The sequence below is a fragment of the Colwellia echini genome (assembly GCF_002843355.2).
GTDB lineage: Bacteria > Pseudomonadota > Gammaproteobacteria > Enterobacterales > Alteromonadaceae > Colwellia > Colwellia echini.
In genome coordinates this window covers 123,661-149,042 of sequence record NZ_PJAI02000001.1, presented here as the reverse complement: position 1 = coordinate 149,042, position 25,382 = coordinate 123,661, and the positions used below count along the sequence as shown (strand labels likewise).

Sequence of the window (25,382 nt, the reverse complement as noted above, 5' to 3'; positions counted from 1 at the left end):
ATATTCATGAGTTCTAAGATTACCCAACAAATGTGGGAAGAAATAGCCGAAAGTCCTTACCTAATGCTTTCACTTAGTCGCTCTAATGAGCACAGTGAGCCTATGCGGGCGCAACTTGATAAAAACGCTAATAACTGTTTTTGGTTCTACACCACAAAAGATAACAGAATTGCCTCTGGCGGCAATGCGATGGCTCAGTTTGTTAGTAAGGATCATAAACTCTTTGCTTGTATTTCTGGCAACTTAATTGAAGAGGTGAGTTCGACGATTATTGACAAGTTTTGGTCGAAAGGGGTGGAAGCTTGGTATCAAGATGGAAAAGAAGATCCCTCACTTAAAATGATGCGATTTGAATTGTTAACCGCAGAGATATGGACCGTTGAACCCAGTGTCACCGGCATGCTGAAATTAGCCACCGGAGTTACCATAAAGGCAAGTGAGATGGGTGAGCACGAGAACCTAGCATTTAAATAACACATTTACGTTTTAAGCAAATCAGTTTTAAGCAAATCAACTATTAATATTTAAGTCTAATCCAAAATGGGGAAACCACTATGTCTTCTACTAAATTAACACCTGCCACTAATATTCCCGGCATCAGCCTTGCTAATTTTTCTGGCGGAACGCTTAATCTCTCTGAACGAAAAAATAAAGATAGCTGGAAACTAATTGTAGTTTACCGTGGTTTACATTGTCCTATATGTGCCAATTATTTAGAGAAATTACACAACTTAAAAAACAAGCTAGCAGAGCTAAACGTTGAAGCTGTTGCTATTTCAGCTGATCCGCTTGAGAAAGTAAAAAAACAATTTGAAGATTACGAGCCATCGTTTAGCGTCGGATATGATTTAACTATTGAGCAAATGGAAGCATTAGGTTTATACATATCCTCGCCACGCTCTCCTCAAGAAACAGACAGAGTTTTTGCTGAACCTGGCATGTTTATTCTTAATGAAAATGATGAACTACATATTATTGATATTTCAAATGCTCCATTTTCACGTCCTGATCTTGATGGGGTGGTTGATGGTATAAAATTTATCCGCAACCCAGAAAATAAATATCCAATACGTGGTACTTATAATTAAAACAATGATTTATAGCTGCCATGTAAAACGATAACTCATTATTTTATGAGTTAACGTATTTTTAGTTGTAGCTTGTACTTGAGTGGCGAACATTGCTAACTAGCTATCTTCGCCGCTTATCTATCACTGCAATTTAAGTATTATTCAACCAACATCATTTAATCAATGTAAAAGGAATGACTTTGAAAAAGCTAATCAATCAATTGGCGATAATAGCCACGCTAGTCATAACGCCTTCTTATAATGTACTTGCACAAACCGATGCTAGTGATACACAAGAAGCTAAGCAAGTACAGGAACGCCCTACTTATAACTTTGACCGAGAATGGCTCGAAAACAAAGCAAAAGAACTTGCCTCTAAAGATTATCAATCACAACGTATACCTGAAAATAACCCATTAAGTACAATGAGTTATGACGAGTATAAAAAAATTCAATTTGAACGTGGAGCAACTATATGGTCTCGTGAAGATCGTAATTTTAGACTGATCCCCCTTCACCCAGGCTTTTTATTTAAAACACCTGTTAAATTGAATTTAGTTGTTAATGATGTCTCTCGTCGTGTTTTATATACAACAGATATTTTTAATTACGATGATGAACTGCAGAATATTAAAAAATCAGCAGCTGAAGGTTATTCAGGCTTTAGCGTTACTCACCCTATAAATACGGCTAAAAAGTGGGATGAGTTTATGGTTTTTCAAGGCGGTACCTATTTCAGAGCTGTTGGCGAAACAAATTGGTATGGGTTGTCTGCTAGGGGATTAGCAATTAATACCGCAAAGCCTTCTGGTGAAGAGTTTCCCGAATTTACTGAATTTTGGATTGAACGTCCAAGTAAAGATAATGAGTATTTAATTGTTCATGCTTTAATGCAAAGCCCTTCGGCAACAGGAGCTTTTACTTTTACCGCATCACCAGGGAAAAATACTGAAATAAAAGTAGAAAGTGCTATTTTCCCCCGTAAAGATATTCCCTCTTTTGGTATAGCACCTTTAACTTCTATGTTTTTATTTAACCCCATCAATACAACTCAATTTGATGACTTTCGTCCGGCGGTTCACGATTCGGAAGGATTGTTTATCGTAAAAGGTAACGGCGAACATATATGGAGACCGTTAGCTAACCCTCGTCGTTTAGAAATATCTATGTTTGAAGATGATGCAATTAAAGGGTTTGGATTAATGCAACGCAGTCGTAAATTTAGCCATTTTGAAGATATTGAAGCGCACTATCATAAAAGACCGTCAGCTTGGGTAACACCAATATCTGATTGGGGAGAAGGACATGTTGAATTAATTGAAATTCCAACAAACGCGGAAATTCACGATAATATTGTCGCTTTTTGGCAACCTAAAAAACCTTTAAAAGCAGGTCAAACTCATCGGTTTGCTTATAAAGTGGCCTGGGGGAGTTCAGTTCCTACAGAATTACAGGAGGGGCGAATTGTTGATACAGCTTCTGGAAATGCGTTTGGGTCAACCACTGTTCGTGACTTTGTTATAGATTATGAAGGAAAGAGTATTCCTGACAATATGATTATTAATGCCTCAAGCAGTACAGGAAAAATAGTAGGAACGATCAGTAAAGTTATTCCTGAAAATGGTAATTTAAGAGTTGTGGTGAAATTTGAACCTGCAGATGAAGATTTTTCAGAGCTTAGAGTTTCATTAACAAATAAAGACAAACAATGGGGTGAAACATGGCTTTACCGATGGACACGATAAACCTAAAAGAACAAGCTACCCCGCCTGAAAACAAGCTAGCGATGCCAGCACAAGATTTTAATAAAAATCTTAATACTAAGTACGGTTTGCAGGGATGGAGAGCATTTATTGCTCGAATTATCACTTTTTTAGGTGCGTTATCTTTAACTGGGTATGCAACTTGCCAAATGGTATTAATTGTATCAGGAGGAACCGTTACTTTCCTTCAATGGGTAATGGTATGTTTATTTGCGATAACTTTTGTTTGGATTGCATTAGCTGCGTGTGCCGCTGTATGCGGATTTATTTTTTCAGGTAAATCTACATTTAAAGACAAAGTCGACATTTCAGGTAAAAAAACAGTTCTTCTAATGCCTACTTATAATGAAGATCCGAGTGAAACATGTGCTGCTTTATATAGCATGGGTGAAAACATTGCAGCAGAGGGACTAGGCGATCTTTTTGAAATATTTATTATTTCTGATTCTAACAATCCTGATGTTTGGGTTAAAGAAACCGCCGCTGTTCAACAATTAAAAGATGCCTTGGCTGGTAAAGTTAATGTCTGGTATCGAAGACGTCATGATAACAAAGCCAAGAAAGCTGGTAACGTTCATGAATTTGTCAGCCGTTGGGGTGCTCGCTACGACTATATGTTAGTGCTTGATGCCGATAGCCTTTTGTCTGTTGAGACATTAAAAACATTAATGGAAGAAATGGCTACCGACGATAATAGCGGTATTATTCAAACACTGCCGTGTCTATATCGTGGAGATACATTGTTTGCTAGATTACAGCAGTTTGCCGGGACTATTTATGGCCCTATTGTAGCTCGAGGGGTAACAGCTTGGCAGGGAAATGATGGTAATTATTGGGGGCATAATGCAATTATTCGAGTGAAAGCTTTCGCTGAATCAGCAGGATTACCAACCTTAGGCGGTGTTAAACCTTTTAAAGGTGATATTTTATCTCACGATTTTGTCGAAGCAGCACTTATGCGCAGAGCGGGTTGGTCAGTTAAAATGTTACCTGGGTTAAAAGGCTCTTGGGAAGAAAGTCCACCAAGTTTATCTGATGTTGCTATTCGCGATAGACGCTGGGCTCAGGGGAACATACAACATTTAGCAGTATTAAAAGCTAAAGGTCTGCGTTGGCCCAATCGATTTCATATGATAACGGGGGTTATGGGCTATATGGCCTCCCCATTTTGGTTAGCATTAATTTTGGTAGGGATTGTTATAGCGATACAAATACACTATGTAAATGTCGAATATTTTACCGACCAACACTCGCTTTTTCCAAATTGGCCAATGTTTGATTCTGAACGAATGATCGCTCTATTTGTTTTTACTATGGGTATATTGATAGTACCGAAAGTTTTAGGCTTACTTAGGGCATTTTTTCATACTCCGTTACGTAAACCGCTTGGTATTATAAGGTTGACCTTAGGTGCTATTATCGAAATGTTTTTTTCAATTTTGTACGCGCCTATTTTTATGCTTATTCACACTAAACATATATTTGATATTTTTAGAGGTCGTGACTCTGGATGGGCTACGCAGCAACGACAGTATAAAGGAACACCTTGGTCGTTATTATGCAAACAACATTGTGGTCATACCTTAGTAGGGTTAAGCATTACTGCTATTTTGTATTATTACTCACCCATGCTGCTTGTATGGTTATTACCTACAGTTATTGGCTTGATTTTTTCTATTCCATTATCCGCACTTAGTGGTAGCAGAACACTAGCTAAAGTATTTCGCTTCTGTGGTATTTTAACTATACCTGAAGAGGTACAAGAGTCGCCTATTATGCAGCAGCGCGATAAATTTGCTGAAAAGTTACAAAAATCAATTGAGCATATTGATCTTGCAGCGTTACTAAATAATAGTGATCTACAGCGAGTACACTTTACTATGGCAGGTACTGTCCCTAAGCCTAAACGAGGTCAGCCTAACGTAAATAAAATAAGTGCTGACTGTAAAATCAATGATGCAAATCTACAACAAGAGGCGCTTGATTGGTTTACTAAAAGTGAAGTTATGGAAGTACTAAGCGAACCTTTATTATTCAAAAAATTAGCGTTAAAAACGATTTAACTGACTTGAGTCAAAGAATTTCAGCTTAATTCATTTAACCTGAGTTAGAGATAATAAAAGTGATTATGTAAATAATATCAATTACTTAGATGGTTACCTCGACAACAGTTTTAATTGTTCGTAGTTCAATGAGGGAAAGCTAAGCCAATAACTGGTTATTGGCTTAGCTTTTGTAACGCAGCTTTCATAATGCGTTAATACCGATAATTAAGGCTGTTGTAGCATTTTGCTTATCTCTAATTCAGGTTACCTATTAACCCCCTCTCAATCTCTTCAGTATCATCCGTTGCTACCGTTTTATTTCCAATAACATCCAATGCAGCTTGTAGTGCTTCACCACGGTAAGAATATAAATTGCTGTCGGGAATTAAACTCAGTACATTGAGTTTTTCTAGTTGATCTCGGGTTTGTTTATTTGGGCACAATAAAAACACTTCACACTTTGCATCTAACGCATCTTTAATGGCATTCTCTAGCGCTAGACCAACAGTTACATCAATCATGGGTACGTCGGTTAAATCTAAAACCATAACATCATAATCAGCAACCGTTGTATGTTGTCGTGCTATTGCTTTTGATACACTAAAAATCATAGGGCCTGAAAGGTAAAAGAATAATACCTTGCCATTAGCTTTATCTAGTAAATCACGTTCCGTATCAGTTAAAGGAACATCATCACCACCAGCATCACTTATAGCCTTAACTTGACGAACTTGCTCTCTACTTAGTTTTTCAATGATGATTATATTTGAGATAAAAACACCTAAGCCAACAGCCACAATTAAATCAACAAAAACGGTTAGTAACATTACCGCGTACATAACACTCATGCCTTGAATACTTACTTTATGAGCGCGTTGTATGAAACTCCAATCGAGAATATTAAAACCAACATACACAGCAATACCCGCTAATACCGCCATTGGGATCGGTTCAGTTAACCCGCCAGCAACCAATACCACTAAGGCAAGCACGCCTGCTCTTATAACCCCTGATAAGGGTGATCTCGCTCCCACTTGAATATTAGTAACTGTGCCCATAGTTGCGCCCGCACCTGGTAGCGCACCAAATAATCCAGCAATAATATTAGCAATGCCTTGGCCTTGTAATTCTTTGTCAGAATCATGCTCTTTACGCGTTAAAGAGTCACCAATTACAGCCGTGAGCAATGTATCAATACAACCCAAAGTGCCTAAAACTAAAGCATCGATAACCATAGTAGTGAACACTTCGGCATTAAAATGAGGTATAACTAAAGAAGGCAATCCCGCAGGTATTTCGCCTATTCTACGGATACTGTCAGTATCAAAAAACACGATAGATAACAAAGTTACCACAACAAGGGCAATTAACTGCGCAGGTACAATTTTTCTGTATTTTGCAGGGTAATAAAACAAAATACCTAAGGTCAGTGCGCCTAAAAGCAACTCATTAAATTTCAGATTAGCTAGTGTGTCAGGTAGTTGAGATAAAGTTCCCATCACACCACCCGCCGGAGCTGAGTGTCCCAAAAGCGGTGATAGTTGTAGTATTATAAGGATAACGCCAATTCCTGACATGAAGCCAGAGATAACACTATATGGCATTAACGTAACGTACTTACCGAGTTTTAGGGTTCCTAGTAACACCTGAAACGCACCGGCCATCATCACAATTGTAAATGATATAGCTAAACCTGATTCGGGGTACTTAGCCATCATACTAGTTAAAACCGCAGTCATTATTACGGTCATAGGGCCAGTAGGCTCAGAAATTAAACTTGTAGAACCACCAAAAATCGCCGCAAAAAAACCGACCATAATAGCGCCCCAAAGACCTGCTTCTGCGCCAGCTCCTGAAGCAACACCAAAAGCTAACGCTAATGGTAATGAAATAATGGCAGTTGTTACACCACCAAATAAATCACCTTTAATGTTCATTTCAGCAAAACGATTACCAAACATTTTTACTTCCTCACTTCTTATACTAATTTAATTAAAAGCAAATAACCCAGCTGAAATAGGCTTATGATGATTGCTTTTATAATGCTGATGGCAATTATAATTGTTTTCACAATTGTAATACCAGACTATTCTAATACCAATCGGATTAATTAAATGATCAATTTTTAATGAGGATAAATCTTCAAGAACAATGCACTTGATTGAGCAATTGCTGGCTTGTGTGATTGAAAGCAACGATGTTATTGGATATTTAGGCCATTTTAAAAGATCACTTAATTAGTTGGATTGGTATAACATAGAGTCAGAATGTGTGATTGCAACGCCCAAAAGTAAAAGTACAGGTTTATTAAACAACTTAAGTTACCACTTATAACAGCTACATTAATTATCGTGGTCTGTTTTAACTGCATAAAAAACAAATACGAGGTATTTATTATTCCGTTTTATTATTTATATATTGCAAACTTTTATATTAAAAAACTTGGATTTTTTACCCTAATCCCTAGTTATATCATTGTGATTAAATTGTCTTACAAAGAAGTTTAATTGCACTTAATTGTTTTTATTTTATGTTGCTTCAATCGGAGGATATACTATGCACTCAGTTGATTTTACCCCACTTTACCGTAGCAGTATTGGTTTTGACCGCTTAGCGTCATTACTTGATAATGCTTTAACGTCTGACTCTAAAAGCAGTAGTTACCCACCTTATGATATTGAAGTGCTTGACGAAAACCGTTATGCCATCACCTTGGCAGTTGCGGGATTTGCTCAAGATAACCTCGATATACAAGTAGAAAACGGTGTGCTAACTGTTCGTGGAGAAAAGGAAAACTCTGAAAAGCGTGAATACTTATACCACGGCATTTCAAATCGCACTTTTGAACGAAAGTTTAACTTAGCGGATTATGTAGAGGTTACTAATGCTGATCTCACTAATGGTTTATTAACCATCGACCTCAAAAAAGAAATACCCGAGGCGATGAAGCCAAAATCAATCAGCATTAACCAACAGGTTAACACTATTGAACATAAACGCGATAACGAACTCAAAGGCGAAAAAAAAGCTAAAGTAGCTTAAGCAGGAGAAAGGGGGCAAACTTTGCCCCCTTAACTTGATTTATTAGCAACTAATTAATTCAGCATTGTTATCACCAAAACCACCAACTTTATGAAAGGAATTTTAGGAGACTTCCATGTTTAACTTGAATAACTTCCTCTACCCACAACTACGGCAGATTTGTCACTGTATATTTGTAACTCTATATAGGTAAAAACAGCCTAATTTGAAATTATTTTATGTTGCCACAACGAGGATATATCATGACTTCAACTAACAAATCATTAAACAAAATGTTACTCGTATCATTGTTGATATCAACATGTATTGGTTTATCAGTTCTATCTGTCATTACACTAAGCCAAGCGAGCGAAAACATAAAACCTCAACAAAACATAATCACTAAAACTGCTGTAAATACAAAAAGTTTAGAAAACAAACCCAAAGAGAATTAAATATGTTGATACCTGGAAATAAGCAATTTAATTTACATTTTTTGAACCACTTATTATGCGAATGTAGGACACAAAGTATAACTTCGGAGGCTGAGTAACAATGACTATTCAATTCCCTACAACCATAAAAAATACAGGTAGCTTTGAATCCTATTTAACCTATGTTAATAGCCAACCTCGGCTTGATGATCAGGAAGAAAGAGCATTATTTCTAGCTTACCAAGAAGAAAACAACTTAGATGCGGTGCAAAAAATAATTTTATCGCACTTACGCTTTGTCGCTTACATAGCACGAAACTATCAAGGCTATGGCTTACCTATTGCAGATTTAGTACAAGAAGGTACTGTTGGCTTAATGAAAGCAGTTAAAAAATTCAACCTTGAACATAGTGTTAGGTTATCTAGCTTTGCGGTGCATTATATAAAGTCTGAAATTCAAGAGTTCATTATTCGTAACTGGCGTTTAGTAAAAGCTGCCACAACAAAAGCCAAGCGAAAACTCTTTTTTAATCTAAGACGCTTAAAATCTAAAACCGATTGGCTCACCGAAACGGAAAAAGCCAACATTGTTGAGCAACTTGGTGTCAGCGAGAGTGATTTAAATGATATGGAAGTACAGCTTTCTCAACCAGACATATTTATTAATTCTTCGCTAGATAATGACGAAGAAGGCCCAAGTTACCAAGTAGATAACTTATTAGCGGACAAGTCTGAATCACTTGAGCTTCAAGTAATTCAAGATGACTTCCATAAAAAAGCGTTACATAAAGTAAAAGGGGTTATTGAAACATTAGATGAGCGCAGTAAAGATATTATGCTCAACAGATGGCTGTGCCCCGATAAAAAAACACACCAGTTTTTTGCCGATAAATATGGCGTATCAAATGAGCGTATTCGACAACTTGAAGAAAAAACCTTACTGATGATTCGAAAAGAATTAGAGCAGAAAATAATCAGTACTGAAGAAAAGATTACAAGCTAAATAACGACTAAAAATAAGCTCAATACTTAAAAATTTCATTCATATACATAAAATATTAAGCACAAATAAGCATTGGAGATAAGAGCTACATAATTTATACTTTTTACACAATGGCAAGTTGTTGTGAGTGGCTCGAGTTCAACTTGAGCAATTTAGTAATGCTTGAAGGTCTATTACTTTTTTACTTATGGCTTTTAATTATGTTTTAACAAGGAGTATAACTAATGAATAAAAGAATAACCTCAGCGCTTATGTTTACCTGCGCTGCTGCTTTAGCAACAAGCGCTTGTAGTACATCTCAGCTAGTCGATAATAATAAACCAGTGTCAATTGCCGATGCGACCTTGGTCGGCAATGAAACAATTCAAACTGATTTTGGCACTCTACAACTCAACGAAACCTACCTTGATAATGAGTCTATAGCTAAGCTCAACGAGCAATTAGCGTTACAACGTGCTATTGAGGTTTACCAATGGGCACTACCGCTTACTACTTTTCAAATGTGGTATAACGCGCACAGCGAAGTTTACGGCGCAAAAGATTTAGAATTTGTACAGTTTGAGTCATTCAATGAAAAGGTTGGTATTCTTACCGCCAACGCCGTTACGCCTTACTTAATTACTTGGGTAGATCTTTTCAAAACAGGTCCAATCGTTATTGATTACCCTGAAGGTCCTTCCGCTGGTAGTATCATGAGTTTCTTTCAGTTATCTCTTTCTGATTTAGGCTTAACTGGTCCAGACAAAGGAAAAGGCGGAAAATACCTTGTTGTTCCTCCAGGCTATGATCAATCTAAGCTAGAGACCAAAGGTTTCAATGTTGTACAAGCGACAACCAATAAACTTTTCCTTGGCACGCGTTTTTTATCTACGGATAAACAAGTAAACGATAAAATGAGTAAGAACTTCTTAGTGGGTAAATATGGCGACAAACTTAAGCCAGTTAAGTTTTTCACCAACACTAACAAACGTTTTTCAGGTGCTCCTTCTCGCGGTTTGAAATATTTTGAATTAGTACATCAAACTATTCAAAACGAACCGATTAATCCACAAAGTGTTATTTTCAATACCTATATGAAATATCTTGGTATTGAAAGTGGTAAGCCGTTTAATCCTACTGACAAACAAAAAGTAATGTTTGCCAAAGCGGCTAATCTAGGTGAGCTTATGTCTAGAGCGAACCAAATAAAACCTCGTCAAGATCATACTTACTACGAAGGAAGCAGCTGGTACCGTTTGCTGTCTAATTTCCCGGTAACTCTGTTTGATAAAGATTATTATTACTTAGATGAAAGTAATGAGTATTACTACGAAGCGGTAACAGTAACTAAAGGAATGCAGTCGAACAAGCCAGGTCCTGGCACCACAAGTTACTTAACAACTAAGCAGGACAAAAATGGTAATAACTTAATTGGGTCTAAAACGTATAAGTTACATTTACCTAGCGGTATTCCTGCCTCAAACTTCTGGGCTTTAACACTTTACAGTGAAGATACCCGTAGTTTCATCGACAATGTGGGTGCTAAGGATAAGTTACGTTCGATTAACCTTGATTCAAGAAACAAAGAATTCAAGACTAATGCTGACGGTAGTGTAGACCTTTACGTTGGTCCTAAGCCTTCACTAGGTAAAGAAGCTAACTGGTTGCAAACCCAAGCTGGCGAAGGATGGTTTCCACTATTTAGAACATACGGTACTGAGCAAGCGTTCTTCGATAAAACTTGGCAGATTGGCGAGTTTGAATTGATAGATTAAGGCTTAATAAATTATCGCTCTGTTTGAGAAATACAATTAGGACACTCGCTTAGAATATTTTTAAATTGCCATGAAACAATGGCAACTTAAGCGACTGTCCTTTTTTATTTTTTCAAAAGTTCAACAGTTTCGAATAACTATGTTGAATAATATCACTATCAAAATAAATGTTTATAGATGAGTCTTACAGATTCATTAAACCCAATCTACACGCAATTAATCCACAAAGGCTCTTAGTTGTCATATTGCTGTCTCATTAGTTTCACATTTCAATCACGAAACTGTAAAGGAACACCTCCAGAATACTTTCCAATTTCAGTACATCTTTTACCCCTGAAGTATTAGATGTCTGTTCACCAGTAACATCCACACTACTTTGAAATTGGAAACATTATGTCTATGAGAGCAATGAATAAATTCAAATTATCAGCAATAGCTGTATCTTTAATTATCGGATTATCGGCTTGCGATGGCGATAACGGAACAGATGGCGAAATCGGCGGTCAAGGCATTGCTGGCCTGGAAGGTTCTGATGGCGCCAACGGCACTGACGGTGTAAATGGAGCTGATGGCGCCAACGGTACAGATGGCACTGACGGTGTTAACGGTACCGATGGTATGAATGGCCAATCTGCTCCAGTATTAACACGTTTAGCGACTGTACCTACTGGTGCTGAAGTTACTGGTGCATTTTTAACTGACGAAGGTGATTTATTCTTCAATGTTCAGCATCCTTCTGACGCTAACACAGTTACAGAATCGGTTAACAACAAGCCATACAATAAAGGCACTGTTGGTGTTTTACGTGGTGTTAACTTCAACAACTTACCAAAAACTATCGTTAACTCTCCAGTACCTGAGTCAGAAAACGAACGCCAAGTAGTGGTATCTGCTTTAGGTGAATACCAAATTATCGGTCAAACCAACGACACTTTTGCAGACCTTGGTGATGCTGGTTTAGCAGGCGGTTTAGGCGTACATTATGGTATTGTTTCAGGTGACAAAATCATTGAAAACAACGCACCTGACTTTAACGGTTATGTTTCTACAGGTACAGGTGAAGGTTACTTATTCACTAACTGGGAAGCTTACCCAGGTGGCGTAAGTCGCATGAAAATCCAAAAAGACGAAACTGGCAACTGGTCAGTTTCTGAAGCAATGATGGTTAACTTTGACAGTGTTGGCGGTACTGCAGCTAACTGTTTTGGTTCAGTATCACCTTGGGGGACGCCACTTAGCTCAGAAGAATGGATTGTAAACTCAACGGTTGATTCTACAACTGATGCAAGCTGGAATGATCCAGCTAATACAGGTACTGATGGTATTGAAGCTTTAACCGCACCAGACTTTCCTAACCCTTATCGTTACGGCTATACAGTAGAAATAACTGGAGCAACTTCAGCAGCTCCTGTACCAGTTAAACATTTCACCTTAGGTCGTTACGAGCATGAAAACTCTACAGTAATGCCTGACCGTAAAACGGTTTATTCATCACAAGATGATACTGGTGGCGTATTATTCAAATTTGTTGCTGATGCAGCTGAAGATTTGAGTGCAGGTACAATTTACGGTGCTAAATTAGTTCAAGATGCTGGCAGCACAGAACCTGCAACAACAGGCTTTGATGTAAGCTGGGTTGAATTAGCCTCAGGTAACAATGCCATGATTGAAACATGGATTTCACAATACGATGGCATTGATACGTCAGATTATGTTGATGGTCAAACTAGTTACATGACACTTGCAGACGTGCAAGCATGGGCAAATGGCGATGCTACCTACCCTACAGTTGCTAACGGTGGTAGTGCAATAACTGCAGGTCAACCTATGGATGATAGAGCGGCTTTCTTAGAGTCTCGTCAAGCAGCTAAAATGAAAGGTGCTACGGCAGAATGGAGAAAACTTGAAGGCATCAGCATTAACCACGACCGTGCTTTAGAAGCTGTAGGTGGCGTAGAATCAATTGCCGAAGAAGATGTTAAAGCAGCTTACTTGTACATGGGTATTGCTGATTTAGATAACACAATGATTGACGGTGAAGGTGATATTCAATTGTCATCACGTGTTAAAGATTGTGGTGGTGTTTATCGCGCTAAACTAGAAGAAAACTACGACCTTGCTCGCATTGAACCGGTTGTTATGGGCGGTACTTACCGTTCAAGCTTAACAGGTGCACTTCGCTGTGACGTTGAACAACTTTCTCAACCAGATAACGTAATCGTTATGCGCGATGGTCGTATCATTATTGGTGAAGATGGTTTCCAAGAAAACAACACCTTATGGATGTACGATCCTAAGTCGCTTTAACTTAAACATTAAGCTGAACATTAACTTAAGCATATAAGTTAAACATTAAAGCGGGACTTTTTGTCCCGCTTTCCTCTCTTATTATTTTCAAACATAAATGATAAAACATGCAATATTTAATTAAAATAACACTATTAACTTCCGTTCTTTTTATTGTTTCGGCCTGCTCTGAGCAAACCACAGATACTTTGTTAGACCATAATGATATCACTAGTAATAATAAGGTATCAGTCTCAAAAAAACAGACAGAACAGCCTTTGAAAACGCCATATTCTGACGGTGATGCTATTCCCGCAACGGCCTTCATTGAACATAACGAAGTATATAATGCGGAGTCAGTTATTCCCCCGCAGTGTTATACCAAAACAGAGGGCGACAACAACCCTTGTTACGCATGTCATCAAACCTATAAAGATAATCCTAATCGTCCAAACACCATGAATGATGGTGACTTACAGGGCGAATATCAATTTTCAGATTTAGGCACAACCAATCACTGGAAAAACTTATTTGTAGACAGAACCAAGATGATTGAAGCTATTACAGATAAAGAAATTAAGCAGTGGATTGCGCAAGATAACTACGCAGATTTTATTAATAAATTTAGTAATGATCCTAACTGGCAAGGTGAAATTACACCGATCAACAACTTAGCGACACCCAATATAGCCTTCGACGACAACGGTTTAGCAAAAGACGATAGTCATTGGGTTGCCTTTAATTACAAGCCTTTCCCTAGTACTTTTTGGCCAACCAATGGTTCAACTGGCGATGCCATGATCCGCTTACCTAAAGCCTTTAGAGAAAAAGATGGTGAATTTTCACAAGATGTTTATTTTACCAACTTAGCCTTAGTTGAAATGACCATGAAAGAAACGTTAAGTATTAGTACTATTCCTGTTTCTGAGCAGGTTATTGGCGAAGATATCAATGGTGACGGTCAATTAACCCAAAGCGTTAATCAAGTAAACCTAGGCACACACTATGTAGGCGATGCAAAAAATATCGCTATCAGTAATTTGCTTTATCCTGAAAATACCGAATTTTTACATACAGTTCGCTATATCGGCATTAATGAAGACGGCTCTATATACAATGCTCAGCGTATGAAAGAAGTTCGTTACATGAAAAAACACAGTTTTAAAGATAAAGCTGAACTCGCCTCTGAATATTACTTAGAAGCCAAAGAAAAGCATTTTGAAAATTTACCGCAAGTGCACTTATTAGGTGATAAAGGCGTTAACAGTAATATGGGTTGGACACTTAACGCCTACATTGAAGATGAACAAGGCGAATTACGTCATCAAAACTCTCAAGAATTAGCATTTTGTGCTGGTTGCCATAAAACCATTGGCTCAACTTTAGACCAAACATTTTCTTTCCCACGTAAAGTTGAAGGCGCTAGTGGCTGGGGATATATCAACTTAGCAGAGCAACAAGATGCACCAAACTTAGGTGAAGACCAAGGCGAAATACTCACTTATTTTCAACGTGTTGGTGGCGGTGATGAATTTCGTCAAAACAAAGAAATGTTGAAGCGCTGGTTTAATCAAGACGGCACTGTTAATACCCAAAAAGTAGCTCGAGCAAAATCCGTATATGAGCTTATTACCCCGTCTGCCGAGCGCGCTCTGCAATTAAATAAAGCATATTTAACTATTATGCGTGAGCAAAGTTATATTTTTGGTCGCGACGCTAACTTAACCTCAGCCACAAACGTACTAGAGCAAGTTGATGAAAGCCAAGCACCATTAAAATCTGAACACAGATATAACTGGGATATGCGTTTAGACTGGGCAAAAGGTTTAGCAACATCACAAGCTAGTTTAGATTAAGTTAAGGTAGCCAAAATAGGTTAGGCGATATCGGGCTAAGCAAACAATTAACTAGGATTAAAGATCATGGAATTTGCATTATTTGATTTTATTATGGCCAGCTTGTTAATGAGTTTAGGTATAGGCTCAGATGTCGCTATTGCAACATTTGCCCGAGCGAATCAGTTGGTTGGTTTACGCACAATAATAATCTGGATTGTTGGTGTGTCCGTTACCCATACCTTGTTTCCTATGTTAGGTTATTTACTCACCTACTTTAGTTTACAGCTTAATCCTAATATTGAACCTATTGTTGGCTTAATCGCTTTCGCTTTTATCTTCTTTTATCTAAAAGGAGAACTCGCTGATTTTGTGAACCCGAAAGAAGAGTCCGCGCAAGACAGACAAATATTGATAACTTTAGGGCTTATTTTAGCGGTAAGTTGGGATGCGTTATGGTCAGGTCCAGCTAAGTCGGCACAAGTTATTGGTTGGCCTGAACTATTCGTTTGGCTGTCGTTTATCGTTGTAGGTTTACTGGTTTCAACACTCGCTATAATGAGCTTGCACTTTGCTTTACGCTTTAAACATATTGTCAAAAACGCTGATAATTCACGTTGGTTCGTTTATTGGTTACAATATACTGTAGTGGGTTATTTTGGCTTATTAGCCTTATTTAATTACACTTTAGGTTTACAACTGTTGTGGTGGCAAACGTTTATCAGCTCTGGTCTTATGATAGGCTTAATTATGAATCAAACAGTGCGACACTTATCTTTGCAAACAACTCAAAGCTTGAAAACAATCTACCTTAAGTCAATAAACCAGCTCCAACTTTAAGAGCGTATGTTATTGCTTCACGATCACAACCAATGAAGGAGATTCGTCATAGCGACTAATCTCCTTCATTAGTTAAACTACCAGAAGTTCTAATCGCATTTAATAACCTATAACACAATATACTACCAACCCCGGTAACCACGGCGCCAATAATTGAAGTACCATGAAATAATGGTCTTACTGCGCTACTTAACATCATAGAGCCACCTAAAAAAATGGCGCCACTTAAAATACCATAAACCAACCGGTTAATAACTGCATCTAAGTGCCTGTGCTTAAGATTTACATCAAAGCTACCACTACGCATTTTGCTGATAAGGGTTTCAACATCATCGGGTAAAGTAGTTAATAAACGTTCCCAAACAAAATAAGAACGCCCTAATTTTTTGCTAAACCTGCGCGGTGAGAAACGTGCCATTTTCATTTTTTGCGTATAAGGCTCAATCGCATCATTGACACTAAATTCACGGTCTAAACGTTGTGATGATCCCTCTAACATTACCAATACGCGAATTAACATTGATATACCACTTGGCATTAAGAGTCGATGATGACGGATAATATTATTCATCGTGTTGAGTATTTCGCTAATATTTAACGACGCTAAAGGTTGGCCTAAATATTCATGTAAAAACTCATCAACATCGCGTTGTAATTTATTTTGATCAAAATCTTCTGGCAAGGTACAAATTTTCAATATTTGTTTGGTAAAGTCAGTTGAATTTTTTTCTGACGCCGCTAATAACATTAATTCTATTGATTCTTGTAAACTATCATCAATACGGCCAATCATGCCAAAATCTAGTAGCCCAATACGATCACCCGGTAACACCCAAATATTGCCTGGGTGAGGATCAGCATGAAAAATATGATATTTAAAGACCATATCTAGATAGATATTTACCCCAAGTGAAGCCACTTTTTTGGTGTTAACGCCATTGGCTTTTAACTTATCTACTTCAGCAATGCTAAAGCCATCTAAGCACTGCATGGTTAATACTCGCTTTGATGAAACATCAGGATAAGCGGTAGGAATGACTACATCGTCGTTGTTGCTGAAAAATTGGGAGAATAAAGTCATATTACGCAGCTCTTTACCGTAATCTAACTCTTTTAAAAGGCTTTCACTAAAGTCTTCAATTAAGCTTTTCGGCTGAAATAAGCGTAATTCTTTATCGTATTTTTCGGCTAGAGTTGCAAGCAAAGCCAGTATTTCTATATCAGCAAGTATTTTGTCTTCAATATCGCTGTGCTGTACTTTAACTACAACGTCAGTGCCATCATGTAATTTTGCTTTATGAACTTGACCTATTGAAGCAGAGCCTATGGGAGTGAAATCGAACCCTGAAAATAACTCATCCATAGCAAGACCTAATTCAGATTCAATCATTGCAGTAACTTGTTTTGGTGAATCAATGGGCGTATCAGATTGCAATTTAGTTAACTCTGTCGCAAGTTCAGGACCAATAAGATCGGCTCGGGTACTTAAGATTTGCCCCAATTTTATAAAGGTGGTTCCTAATTCAGTCAACGCCATACGACATCGTTCTTCAAAAGGCAATCCAGCTAAACTATCACCTTGAGCATTGGTCACTAAGTTTTTTAAAAAGTTAGGGTCTTCTGCTTGGATCCAATTAGCTAAGCCATATTTGGTTAGAGTAGAAATAATAGTATGAAAACGACTGGTGTTATTTTTAAACTGGCTAAACTTATGAAGATTCATTGAATGTCCTTTCAATTAATAAGCGATAAATATCGCTAGACACTGGCACAACTATCCTATCAATCTTATAGGATAGTTGGCTATAGCAACACTAATTTAGTCGTTGTTAATCGCTGCTGCAGGTGAAAAGTAATTAGCTAAAATTTATTAAACCTCAACTCTGAATAATGCAATTAAGTAAGTTTATTTTTTCAATATATTAATAACGTATATCGATAATTATTCTAGAACAAATCGCAATAGAGTCACTTTTATCACAAATGGTCAAAATTGAGTAAAAGGTAAGGACTTTATAAGCATTTTCACTTAATTTTAATTCTTCAATCATTATGTGGAATATCAACAATCTATCTCCTACACTTGATTGATAAAATAAAAGTTTCTATTAATGACGTACTTTTATATATTAAAAATAAGCCCAACAAAAAAATGAATATTAGGGAAGATTGATATGTTATTTGGTAAACGTAAGCTGTTAACAAAGATCGAAATACTAGAAAAAGAGTTAGCGATATTTAATGATATTAAAGCAGATCTACGCGAGGAAATGACTTATTTTCTATTAGATACCAAAGGCAATATTATTGAAGTTAATTCTTTGTTCATAAATTCAATAGGCTACACTGAAAGTGAGCTAATCAATAAAAGTATCCGAGATGTTATTCATCCTAAAGCGTTAAAGAGTGATATCTGCCAAAAAATGTTAACTGCCATAAATAAAGGTGTGCACTGGCATGGCGCGCTGCAACTACAAACTAAAAAAGGTAACGATGTTTGGTATCGTACTATTATTCAACCTAGAGCCAACCCGTTAACCTTATCCGTTTACTCAACAGAATTAACCAAAACCATTTCAGAATCTCGAGAGCATAAGGACATGCTTGCCGCGTTAACTCGTTCATCTGCGGTAATTGAGTTTAGCTTAGACGGTACCATATTAACGGCTAATGATAATTTCCTTAAAGGCATGCGATATTCTCTTAGCCAAATTTTAGGTAAACACCATAGTATATTTTGCGAGCCTGCCGAAGCTAAATCCCAAGCGTATAAAGATTTTTGGAGTAAACTTAGATCGGGCATTTTTATCTCTCAACGGTTCAAACGTATAGATAGCAATGGCGATACTGTATGGCTTGAGGCGTCTTATAATCCAATCCATGATGACAGCGGAGAATTATATAAAGTTGTTAAATTTGCCACCGTAATCACCGATCAAATAAATAGAGAGTTAGCTATGTCGGCAACCTCTAAAATTGCTCAAGAAGTATCACAAAGAACCGGCGAAGGCACCTTAAATGCAATTAAAGTTATAGAGTCAACCATACAAACTATGGGACAGCTTTCAGCCAAAATGAGTGATGCAAGTAAAGGTATATTTGAATTAGATACACAGTCACAGAAAGTAGCCCAACTTGTTGAAAGTATTAGAGGTATTGCTGATCAAACCAATTTATTAGCGCTTAATGCTGCAATAGAAGCAGCCAGAGCTGGTGAACAAGGTCGTGGTTTTGCTGTCGTTGCTGATGAAGTAAGGGAGTTAGCATCAAGAACAAGTATTGCAACAGAACAGATTATTAGTGTAGTAAGTGAAAATAAACAGTTAACCAAAAGTGCCGTGAGCTTAATTGAAGAAAGTATGGTTGAAGCTGAAAAAGCCTTACAGCTTTCCAATGAAGCGGGGCATGTAATGAGTGATATTCAAGTAGGCGCTAAAGAAGTAGTTGACGCTATTGCTCAGTTTAATAAAAATTTATAAATAAGCTTAACTCAAGCTAAATTAAGGTTAAATTCAAGTTAGATAATATAAGTTAACCTAAACTGGGTTAACTTACCTTCAGCAACATAATTTCAATTGTTATTACATAGCCTACATTTACACTCTCAGGTATGAATGTAGGCTAGTTCCCCTTTAAACAAATTCCGATCAATAAAAATTTATTCTCTTATCGATAATTATTTCTTGCTTTTCTTTTGCATAGTCTAGAAATACATTTAGGTATAGGTATTGCGTTTAAAAAAATGAGATGACAAACAATATTTTTGTCATATTAAAGTAACATTCCCCCTATAAAGTCATACGTTAATTACAGGTTTAACAGATGATTTGTCAAAGGAGTAAGCTATGGAAACGTCAATTAGAGTAGGTGTAACACCATTTTATGCTGAAAGTGAATTCCCCTTTGGGCTAGCAAGATCTAGCTACTTTAACAAACGAGAGTCGCTTGAATTAACCACGTATGGAACAACATTGCAAAGTTTGCAACTTGGCTTATTGTCCCCAATAAACGCTGAAGAACAACAGTTTATTATGGATCTGAATAGCCCTGATGAGAGTGACCTTTACTCGGTTAAGCTTTGGCAAAAATACTTAAAAGCGACACAAAAAAGCAAAGTATTTCATGGCTTTAATTTCAGTGAAAGATTTCATTCTAATGAAGTTGCTGAAATTGATATGAATTCTGCTGAAGTATCGCTTAACATGTAATGTAAGTACCTTAATTTACATTACACGTACATAAATAATATGAATGAGGCAGACTCCAAGAGCTGCCCATTTATATTATATTAACCTCAACTCACGCTTAACTAATAACGAATAACTCAGATTAGTTAATCAGTTATAAACCTAAGTCTGACAAGCTAGGAAAATCATCAGGTCGCGTTGTGCCCTGCCAAGTAAATAATCTGTCTTGCTCATCTATAGCTAAATCGTTAATACAAGCATAGCGATTTTTCATTAAACCATATTGATCAAATTCCCAATTTTCATTGCCATAAGCTCGAAACCATTGGCCTGCAGAATTTTTATATTCGTAAGCGTAACGAACCGCGATGCGATTATCAGTAAATGCCCAAAGCTCTTTAATGAGTTTGTAGTCTATTTCTTTTTGCCATTTATCCGCTAAAAACTCAACAATCTCTTCTCTACCGTTAACAAAACTTGAGCGGTTTCGCCACTGACTGTCTTTGGTATACGCCAAGGATACTTTTTGTGGATTTTTATTATTCCAACCATTTTCTGCTGCTCTTACTTTTTCTGCTGCACTTTGTGCGGTAAATGGTGGTAAAGGTGGGCGTAAACTTTCCATAATGACTCCGATAAATAAGTGAATAATGATGTAGTAACAAGTCGATTTAGAAACCGATCGGTCTACCCAATTGAGTTATAGTAGACAACTCTGTATACTTATGCAATATCCTTATTCATAAAAATAAATCGACCCAACAACAGCGATAACAACAATGCAGCAACTAGATAAACGTCAACAACTTATAAATAGCGCATTACACTTATTTTATGCAAAAGGCATTCATGCGGTGGGTATTAATGAAGTATTGGCGCAATCTGGAATTGCCAAAAAAACTTTATATAATCACTTCGTCAGTAAAGATGCATTAATTCAGGCTTGTATTCTAGAACGTGATCAACGGTTTATGGCATGGTTTACACAAAAATGTAACGACAATAGTTCATTAACTGTATTTGTAGAACACCTACTTAATGCGTTAGATGACTGGATAAACGACAGAGTCATTGAGTTAGGTCAATTTAAAGGCTGTTTCTTTGTAAACACTGCTGCAGAATATGGTGAACATACTAACGAAATTAAGCAGTTATGTATGCAGCACAAAGCAAACATAAAGCAGTTTTTTGAAAAGCAGTTGCAACCGCTAATTAACGATAAAGTACAGTGCGATAATTTGGTAGCTTTACTAGTATTACTTAAAGAAGGATGCATTAACTGCGCGCATGTTATGGGTGATAAACAGGCCGCGATATCAGCCAAACCTTTGGCAACAGCTTTTATAGCCAAAATTTAATCAACTTATAAAACCTATAATTCCATTTTTCAAAGAGAATATACCAATGACTAATCCTTTAATTATTCCGATACTAGGGTATTTAAAAATACAGAAAAGTGTTTGTTCATTGCTTGATTTGGTCGATCTTTGTCAATCTGACTTAGCATCACTCATAGGTAAAGATGTCGAACCTCAAATAGCTCTTTTTCAAAAGAACTTTTTGATAATGAATGCTCTGTATCAAATTCAACGTGATATTCAAAGTGAGGGCTTTTTACTTAATATTTTTCCTATGCAAATAATGCTTGTTGCAAATAATAACACGAGTGAATGCGCCCTCACCTCACGTGATAACGATCTTGCAAATTACTATTTAGATTGGAAAAATTTAGATAATGTAACAACCGCAGAGGTAGATGACTTATTTACTAGTTTCTGGAAAAAATACAATGCCGTTGATAAAACAGAGTCTGCCTTGATAACACTAGGATTAGCGTTAGGTGTCACTTGGGCTGAAGTACGACAAGCCTACTTAAAAAAAATAGCCATTTGTCACCCCGACAAAGGAGGCAATACCGAAGACTTTATCGCCATACGTGAAGCCTATGAAGTATTAAGTGCTAGCTACCAAAGTGCATTGTAGCGGCGAAGTTATTTTAAGTCTATCCGACAATTTAAAGCTAACTACGGTGACTCTCGTGCGAAAGCTAATTTACAAAGCTAACTTACAAAATTAATGACCTTTTATTTTTAACTGCGTTTGTTTTTAATACCTTTCTTTCAAGACTTAACAAAGCAAATAGAAATAATACCCCCACCATCACCATAGCTGCAGAAACATATAAGCCAATATCATAATTTCCATAAGCTTCAGCAAGATATCCGGTAGGTACAGGTCCAATAATTTGTGCTGCGCCATAAGCTAAGGTCATAGTTCCCATAAACTTAGCAGGATTACTTGGATAAAACTTACCTGCCATTGTTAATACTAAACTCACACAAGCTATAAATGTTCCGCCAAATAAAAGTACACTTAAAATAACAGCAGGTAACGAATTATTTAATGCAGGTAAAATAATGCCTATCGCCATTAGAATATAAGCTGCTATCAAAGCTTTTACGTAACCGATTCTGCGTGCGATTAAATCCCATATAAGTGGCGCTGGGGTAGCTGCCAAACCAATTAATAAAAACGCAAAGCCTCCTTGACCTTGCAAGCTTTCAACACCTTCTACAATATCTACAATAAAAGTAGAACTAACCACATAACCATAACCCGAACAAAAATAAGCAAGCATCATTAGTAAAGTAAAAGCTTTACTAGGTGGGTTGTCTTTAGCAGTTATACTCACCTGACCATTACGCGAAGGATGTGGCATCCATAACCAAGCAGGAATGGCAAATATGACCGCCATAACAGCTAAAGCTAGCCACTGTTGCTGCCAATCGGCTGACATTATTAACATCACTTCAACCAGTAATGAGGTAATAACAATACTCAATCCGGCACCTGCAAAGTGAATACCTAATTCAGCCCGATAATTATTTCTAACTAGCCATTTTAATATTAGACCTGATGCAATAATAAAGCCGCCTGAAGCACAAACACCAGCCAGAAAACGAAGTATTGCCCACGCAAACATATCAGTTGTCATTACCATTGCTATGGATGTAACAATACTTAATATTAGATAAGCTCGATGAAAATTGTATTTGTAATTTAGGTTGTGAATGCTAGCAGCTAGAAACACGCCAAACATGTAACCCATAAAGTTTGTGGTGGCTAACCAACCGCCGCCTGACTCAGTTAAGCCAGCGTGTTCCTGCATTATAGGTAATAACAAGCTATAGGCAAACCGAGCTACGCCAACAGTCACAATGACACTACAGATACCTGCAAAATATACACGAGCTCTTGTTAACTCCATTATTATCTGTCGCCTCATTAATTTATTGCTTTGAATCTAGCTGTTTATTAAAGTTTTTATTAACTTTTTTACTAATAGAGGTTACCTTATCAAGACCACCTTAAAAATTGAATTATTTAGAATTTAAACTTCTTATTATGAGAACTAAAGTACCAATTAAAGTAATAGTTAAAGTAATAGTTAAAGTAAAAATTAAATTTGCAGAGCTAAATAAAGACTATTCTATTAAGAGAGCTAAATAATGGAAATTTTGACACTAAAAACATTTAAAGCAGTTGTTGATGAAGAAGGCATTAAAGGCGCTGCCGATAAGTTGCATACGGTTCAATCTAATATCACTAACCGAATTAAAAAATTAGAAAAAGAATTAAATACTAAACTCTTTAATTTGGTAGGACGAAAACTACACTTAACGCCTAGCGGCCAACAGTTATGTGAATATGCCGATAAAATTCTGCAACTCGAATACCAGGCAACATCGGCCATTCTAAGTAATAAAGGCAGTTACGAATTAATAGTTGGCATGCCTGAAACTTTTGCCGCGGTGCATATGCCGCTAGCACTCAAACAGTTAAAGCAGAATCACAGTCATATTCGAACTAGAATTTACACCGATACTAGTGAAAAACTCGTACATGCCGTATTGAATAATAGGGTTGATTGCGCAGCAATAGGTTGTGTTGCAAATAACGAGAACCTTGTTGTGCTACCTATATTAAAAGAAGAATTGGTAATGGTTACTCCACTTGACAGTGATTTTAGTCCAGTAATTTTTGTTCGAGATGAAGGTTGCGGCTACAGAAAACATGCGCTGCATTGGCAACAAAATTCTGGTCATGAAAACGATGAACTAATGATAATGAGTAGTGCTGATGGAATTTTAGGTTGTGTTGCAGCAGGATTAGGCTATACCATTATTGGTGAAAATATGGTGACTGGCAGTCGATATGAAAAATCACTCATGATGATCCCAGTCAAGCATGGATCTAAGCATATCCAGTTATCTGTCATTTATCGTAAAGGAAGTCCGTTAGAATCAGGCGTTTTAACATTAGCTAAGCTACTCACACAATAAAAAATTATTTTCTCCCTGAAAATGCTAACCATATTTGCTAACCATATTAAGGAGTAACACATGAACAAAGTTCTATTAATACTGACAATTATCGTCGCTATTTGGACCACAACCACAGTAATTCAATCGCTCGATAATCCCAACCAAGAAATAATTCAAAATCAACAAACTATCGACATTAACTCAAATAACCAAACCGCAAAAATTGAACCGAGCTTTATTTGTGATAAAGCTAACAATAACAGTGTTGAAAATACTATTTGTCAAAATGATGAGCTTTCCGCTCTTGATAATGAATTAGCCATAACTTATAAAAAAGCCTATAAAAAATCAGCTAATCAGACGGCTAAACAATCACCTGCTAACCTATTACAAGCTGAACAGCGAGGTTGGATAAAAGGACGTGATGAGTGTTGGAAAAATGATGACCAAGCCAGTTGTATTAAAAACGAATACATACGCCGAACAGCAGAATTACAGGCACAATATCGTTTAGTTGCACATACCCAACCAGCAAGGTTTATTTGTGATAATGATCCTACTAACGAGTTTATGGTGGTATTTTTTGAAACAACACCATCGACTTTAATTGCCGAACGCGGCGATAGTGTTTCACTCATGTATATTCAGCCAAGTGCTAGTGGGAGCAAATACCAAGGAGCTAACGAGTCTTTTTGGGAACACCAAGGTGAAGCATTAATTACATGGGGAGTTAATCAGTCTAAACTTCGCTGTGTTAAAGCGCGATAAGTCTTGTCAGGAAAGCAAAATAACCTTTAATAAGATTTATAAGCAACAATT

Annotated in this window: 21 protein-coding genes and 1 pseudogene; 18 read left to right on the top strand and 4 right to left on the bottom strand. The window is 37.0% G+C overall.

The annotated features are described in order from the left end of the window. Window positions 1-6: 6 nt before the first annotated feature. From CWS31_RS00615 to mdoH, 4 genes are all read left to right on the top strand, one after another. Window positions 7-474, top strand: a complete 468-nt coding sequence (locus tag CWS31_RS00615; protein WP_101343228.1) for a pyridoxamine 5'-phosphate oxidase family protein — start codon at window positions 7-9, stop codon at window positions 472-474. A gap of 80 nt (window positions 475-554) precedes the next feature. Next, window positions 555-1,088, top strand: coding sequence for a peroxiredoxin-like family protein (locus CWS31_RS00610; protein WP_101343227.1), 534 nt, complete (start codon window positions 555-557; stop codon window positions 1,086-1,088). A gap of 182 nt (window positions 1,089-1,270) precedes the next feature. Next, complete coding sequence (locus CWS31_RS00605) at window positions 1,271-2,815, top strand: OpgD/OpgG family glucan biosynthesis protein (RefSeq protein WP_170252726.1); 1,545 nt, start codon at window positions 1,271-1,273, stop codon at window positions 2,813-2,815. Then, window positions 2,791-4,896, top strand: coding sequence for a glucans biosynthesis glucosyltransferase MdoH (gene mdoH / locus CWS31_RS00600; protein WP_101343225.1), 2,106 nt, complete (start codon window positions 2,791-2,793; stop codon window positions 4,894-4,896). The genes CWS31_RS00605 and mdoH overlap by 25 nt, the downstream gene beginning before the upstream one ends. Before the next feature lie 236 nt (window positions 4,897-5,132). Here the strand turns inward: mdoH and CWS31_RS00595 are convergent, their stop codons facing one another. Next, a complete protein-coding gene (locus CWS31_RS00595) occupies window positions 5,133-6,839 on the bottom strand; it encodes a SulP family inorganic anion transporter (protein ID WP_101343224.1) in 1,707 nt (568 codons plus the stop codon). Window positions 6,840-7,434: 595 nt separating this feature from the next. Between CWS31_RS00595 and CWS31_RS00590 the strand changes: the two genes are divergently transcribed. The 7 genes from CWS31_RS00590 to CWS31_RS00560 all read left to right on the top strand — a co-directional run bounded on the left by CWS31_RS00590 (window position 7,435) and on the right by CWS31_RS00560 (window position 16,051). After that, window positions 7,435-7,920, top strand: coding sequence for an Hsp20 family protein (locus tag CWS31_RS00590; RefSeq protein ID WP_101343223.1), 486 nt, complete (start codon window positions 7,435-7,437; stop codon window positions 7,918-7,920). Window positions 7,921-8,162: 242 nt separating this feature from the next. Then, a complete protein-coding gene (locus CWS31_RS00585; RefSeq protein WP_101343222.1) occupies window positions 8,163-8,354 on the top strand; it encodes a hypothetical protein in 192 nt (63 codons plus the stop codon). Between the two features lie 100 nt (window positions 8,355-8,454). Next, the gene (locus CWS31_RS00580; protein WP_101343221.1) at window positions 8,455-9,336 is read left to right on the top strand and encodes an RNA polymerase factor sigma-32; all 882 of its coding nucleotides are present in this window, start codon (window positions 8,455-8,457) and stop codon (window positions 9,334-9,336) included. A gap of 224 nt (window positions 9,337-9,560) precedes the next feature. Beyond that, window positions 9,561-11,090, top strand: coding sequence for a DUF1214 domain-containing protein (locus CWS31_RS00575; RefSeq protein WP_101343220.1), 1,530 nt, complete (start codon window positions 9,561-9,563; stop codon window positions 11,088-11,090). A 393-nt stretch (window positions 11,091-11,483) separates the two neighbouring features. Further along, entirely contained in the window at window positions 11,484-13,397 is a 1,914-nt protein-coding gene (locus tag CWS31_RS00570; RefSeq protein WP_101343219.1) for an alkaline phosphatase PhoX, read from the top strand. Window positions 13,398-13,504: 107 nt separating this feature from the next. Next, entirely contained in the window at window positions 13,505-15,232 is a 1,728-nt protein-coding gene (locus tag CWS31_RS00565; RefSeq protein ID WP_101343218.1) for a hypothetical protein, read from the top strand. A gap of 66 nt (window positions 15,233-15,298) precedes the next feature. Then, window positions 15,299-16,051, top strand: coding sequence for a hypothetical protein (locus CWS31_RS00560; protein ID WP_101343217.1), 753 nt, complete (start codon window positions 15,299-15,301; stop codon window positions 16,049-16,051). Between the two features lie 55 nt (window positions 16,052-16,106). On the opposite strand, the gene CWS31_RS00555 is transcribed toward CWS31_RS00560, so the two are convergent. After that, the gene (locus tag CWS31_RS00555) at window positions 16,107-17,774 is read right to left on the bottom strand and encodes an ABC1 kinase family protein (RefSeq protein WP_101343216.1); all 1,668 of its coding nucleotides are present in this window, start codon (window positions 17,772-17,774) and stop codon (window positions 16,107-16,109) included. Between the two features lie 451 nt (window positions 17,775-18,225). Here CWS31_RS00555 and CWS31_RS17980 point away from each other — a divergent pair. The 3 genes and pseudogenes from CWS31_RS17980 to maoP all read left to right on the top strand — a co-directional run. After that, window positions 18,226-18,990: pseudogene (locus tag CWS31_RS17980) on the top strand (PAS domain-containing protein); the annotation flags it as partial. An 18-nt stretch (window positions 18,991-19,008) separates the two neighbouring features. Next, window positions 19,009-19,530 (top strand): methyl-accepting chemotaxis protein, encoded by a 522-nt coding sequence (locus tag CWS31_RS17975; RefSeq protein WP_425457507.1) that lies wholly within the window; start codon window positions 19,009-19,011, stop codon window positions 19,528-19,530. A gap of 366 nt (window positions 19,531-19,896) precedes the next feature. Beyond that, window positions 19,897-20,259 carry a DUF413 domain-containing protein gene (gene maoP, locus CWS31_RS00545; RefSeq protein ID WP_101343214.1) on the top strand — a complete coding sequence of 121 codons (363 nt, stop codon included), beginning with the start codon at window positions 19,897-19,899 and terminating at the stop codon, window positions 20,257-20,259. Between the two features lie 133 nt (window positions 20,260-20,392). Here the strand turns inward: maoP and CWS31_RS00540 are convergent, their stop codons facing one another. Beyond that, on the bottom strand, window positions 20,393-20,863 hold the full coding sequence (locus tag CWS31_RS00540) for a nuclear transport factor 2 family protein (RefSeq protein WP_101343213.1): 471 nt from the start codon (window positions 20,861-20,863) through the stop codon (window positions 20,393-20,395). Window positions 20,864-21,017: 154 nt separating this feature from the next. Here CWS31_RS00540 and CWS31_RS00535 point away from each other — a divergent pair, with 154 nt between their 5' ends. Continuing rightward, the gene (locus tag CWS31_RS00535) at window positions 21,018-21,596 is read left to right on the top strand and encodes a TetR/AcrR family transcriptional regulator (RefSeq protein WP_101343212.1); all 579 of its coding nucleotides are present in this window, start codon (window positions 21,018-21,020) and stop codon (window positions 21,594-21,596) included. Window positions 21,597-21,642: 46 nt separating this feature from the next. Then, window positions 21,643-22,221 carry a DNA-J related domain-containing protein gene (locus CWS31_RS00530; protein WP_101343211.1) on the top strand — a complete coding sequence of 193 codons (579 nt, stop codon included), beginning with the start codon at window positions 21,643-21,645 and terminating at the stop codon, window positions 22,219-22,221. A gap of 82 nt (window positions 22,222-22,303) precedes the next feature. Here CWS31_RS00530 and CWS31_RS00525 read toward each other — a convergent pair whose 3' ends face one another. Then, window positions 22,304-23,506: a YbfB/YjiJ family MFS transporter gene (locus CWS31_RS00525; protein ID WP_246143242.1), complete on the bottom strand. Its 1,203-nt coding sequence runs from the start codon at window positions 23,504-23,506 to the stop codon at window positions 22,304-22,306. A 241-nt stretch (window positions 23,507-23,747) separates the two neighbouring features. Between CWS31_RS00525 and CWS31_RS00520 the strand changes: the two genes are divergently transcribed. After that, window positions 23,748-24,581, top strand: coding sequence for a LysR family transcriptional regulator (locus CWS31_RS00520; RefSeq protein ID WP_101343210.1), 834 nt, complete (start codon window positions 23,748-23,750; stop codon window positions 24,579-24,581). Window positions 24,582-24,641: 60 nt separating this feature from the next. Continuing rightward, window positions 24,642-25,331 (top strand): MliC family protein, encoded by a 690-nt coding sequence (locus tag CWS31_RS00515; RefSeq protein ID WP_101343209.1) that lies wholly within the window; start codon window positions 24,642-24,644, stop codon window positions 25,329-25,331. The last annotated feature ends 51 nt before the right edge of the window (window positions 25,332-25,382 follow it).

Excerpts from the sequence above, each read along its gene's own strand:
- CWS31_RS00615 (WP_101343228.1), top strand. The coding sequence starts at position 7 with ATGAGTTCTAAGATTACCCAACAAATGTGGGAAGAAATAGCCGAAAGT.
- CWS31_RS00610 (WP_101343227.1), top strand. The coding sequence starts at position 555 with ATGTCTTCTACTAAATTAACACCTGCCACTAATATTCCCGGCATCAGC.
- mdoH (WP_101343225.1), top strand. The coding sequence starts at position 2,791 with ATGGCTTTACCGATGGACACGATAAACCTAAAAGAACAAGCTACCCCG.
- CWS31_RS00595 (WP_101343224.1), bottom strand. The coding sequence starts at position 6,839 with ATGTTTGGTAATCGTTTTGCTGAAATGAACATTAAAGGTGATTTATTT.
- CWS31_RS00590 (WP_101343223.1), top strand. The coding sequence starts at position 7,435 with ATGCACTCAGTTGATTTTACCCCACTTTACCGTAGCAGTATTGGTTTT.
- CWS31_RS00585 (WP_101343222.1), top strand. The coding sequence starts at position 8,163 with ATGACTTCAACTAACAAATCATTAAACAAAATGTTACTCGTATCATTG.
- CWS31_RS00580 (WP_101343221.1), top strand. The coding sequence starts at position 8,455 with ATGACTATTCAATTCCCTACAACCATAAAAAATACAGGTAGCTTTGAA.
- CWS31_RS00575 (WP_101343220.1), top strand. The coding sequence starts at position 9,561 with ATGAATAAAAGAATAACCTCAGCGCTTATGTTTACCTGCGCTGCTGCT.
- CWS31_RS00570 (WP_101343219.1), top strand. The coding sequence starts at position 11,484 with ATGTCTATGAGAGCAATGAATAAATTCAAATTATCAGCAATAGCTGTA.
- CWS31_RS00565 (WP_101343218.1), top strand. The coding sequence starts at position 13,505 with ATGCAATATTTAATTAAAATAACACTATTAACTTCCGTTCTTTTTATT.
- CWS31_RS00560 (WP_101343217.1), top strand. The coding sequence starts at position 15,299 with ATGGAATTTGCATTATTTGATTTTATTATGGCCAGCTTGTTAATGAGT.
- CWS31_RS00555 (WP_101343216.1), bottom strand. The coding sequence starts at position 17,774 with ATGAATCTTCATAAGTTTAGCCAGTTTAAAAATAACACCAGTCGTTTT.
- CWS31_RS17975 (WP_425457507.1), top strand. The coding sequence starts at position 19,009 with ATGTCGGCAACCTCTAAAATTGCTCAAGAAGTATCACAAAGAACCGGC.
- maoP (WP_101343214.1), top strand. The coding sequence starts at position 19,897 with ATGGAAACGTCAATTAGAGTAGGTGTAACACCATTTTATGCTGAAAGT.
- CWS31_RS00540 (WP_101343213.1), bottom strand. The coding sequence starts at position 20,863 with ATGGAAAGTTTACGCCCACCTTTACCACCATTTACCGCACAAAGTGCA.
- CWS31_RS00535 (WP_101343212.1), top strand. The coding sequence starts at position 21,018 with ATGCAGCAACTAGATAAACGTCAACAACTTATAAATAGCGCATTACAC.
- CWS31_RS00530 (WP_101343211.1), top strand. The coding sequence starts at position 21,643 with ATGACTAATCCTTTAATTATTCCGATACTAGGGTATTTAAAAATACAG.
- CWS31_RS00525 (WP_246143242.1), bottom strand. The coding sequence starts at position 23,506 with ATGGAGTTAACAAGAGCTCGTGTATATTTTGCAGGTATCTGTAGTGTC.
- CWS31_RS00520 (WP_101343210.1), top strand. The coding sequence starts at position 23,748 with ATGGAAATTTTGACACTAAAAACATTTAAAGCAGTTGTTGATGAAGAA.
- CWS31_RS00515 (WP_101343209.1), top strand. The coding sequence starts at position 24,642 with ATGAACAAAGTTCTATTAATACTGACAATTATCGTCGCTATTTGGACC.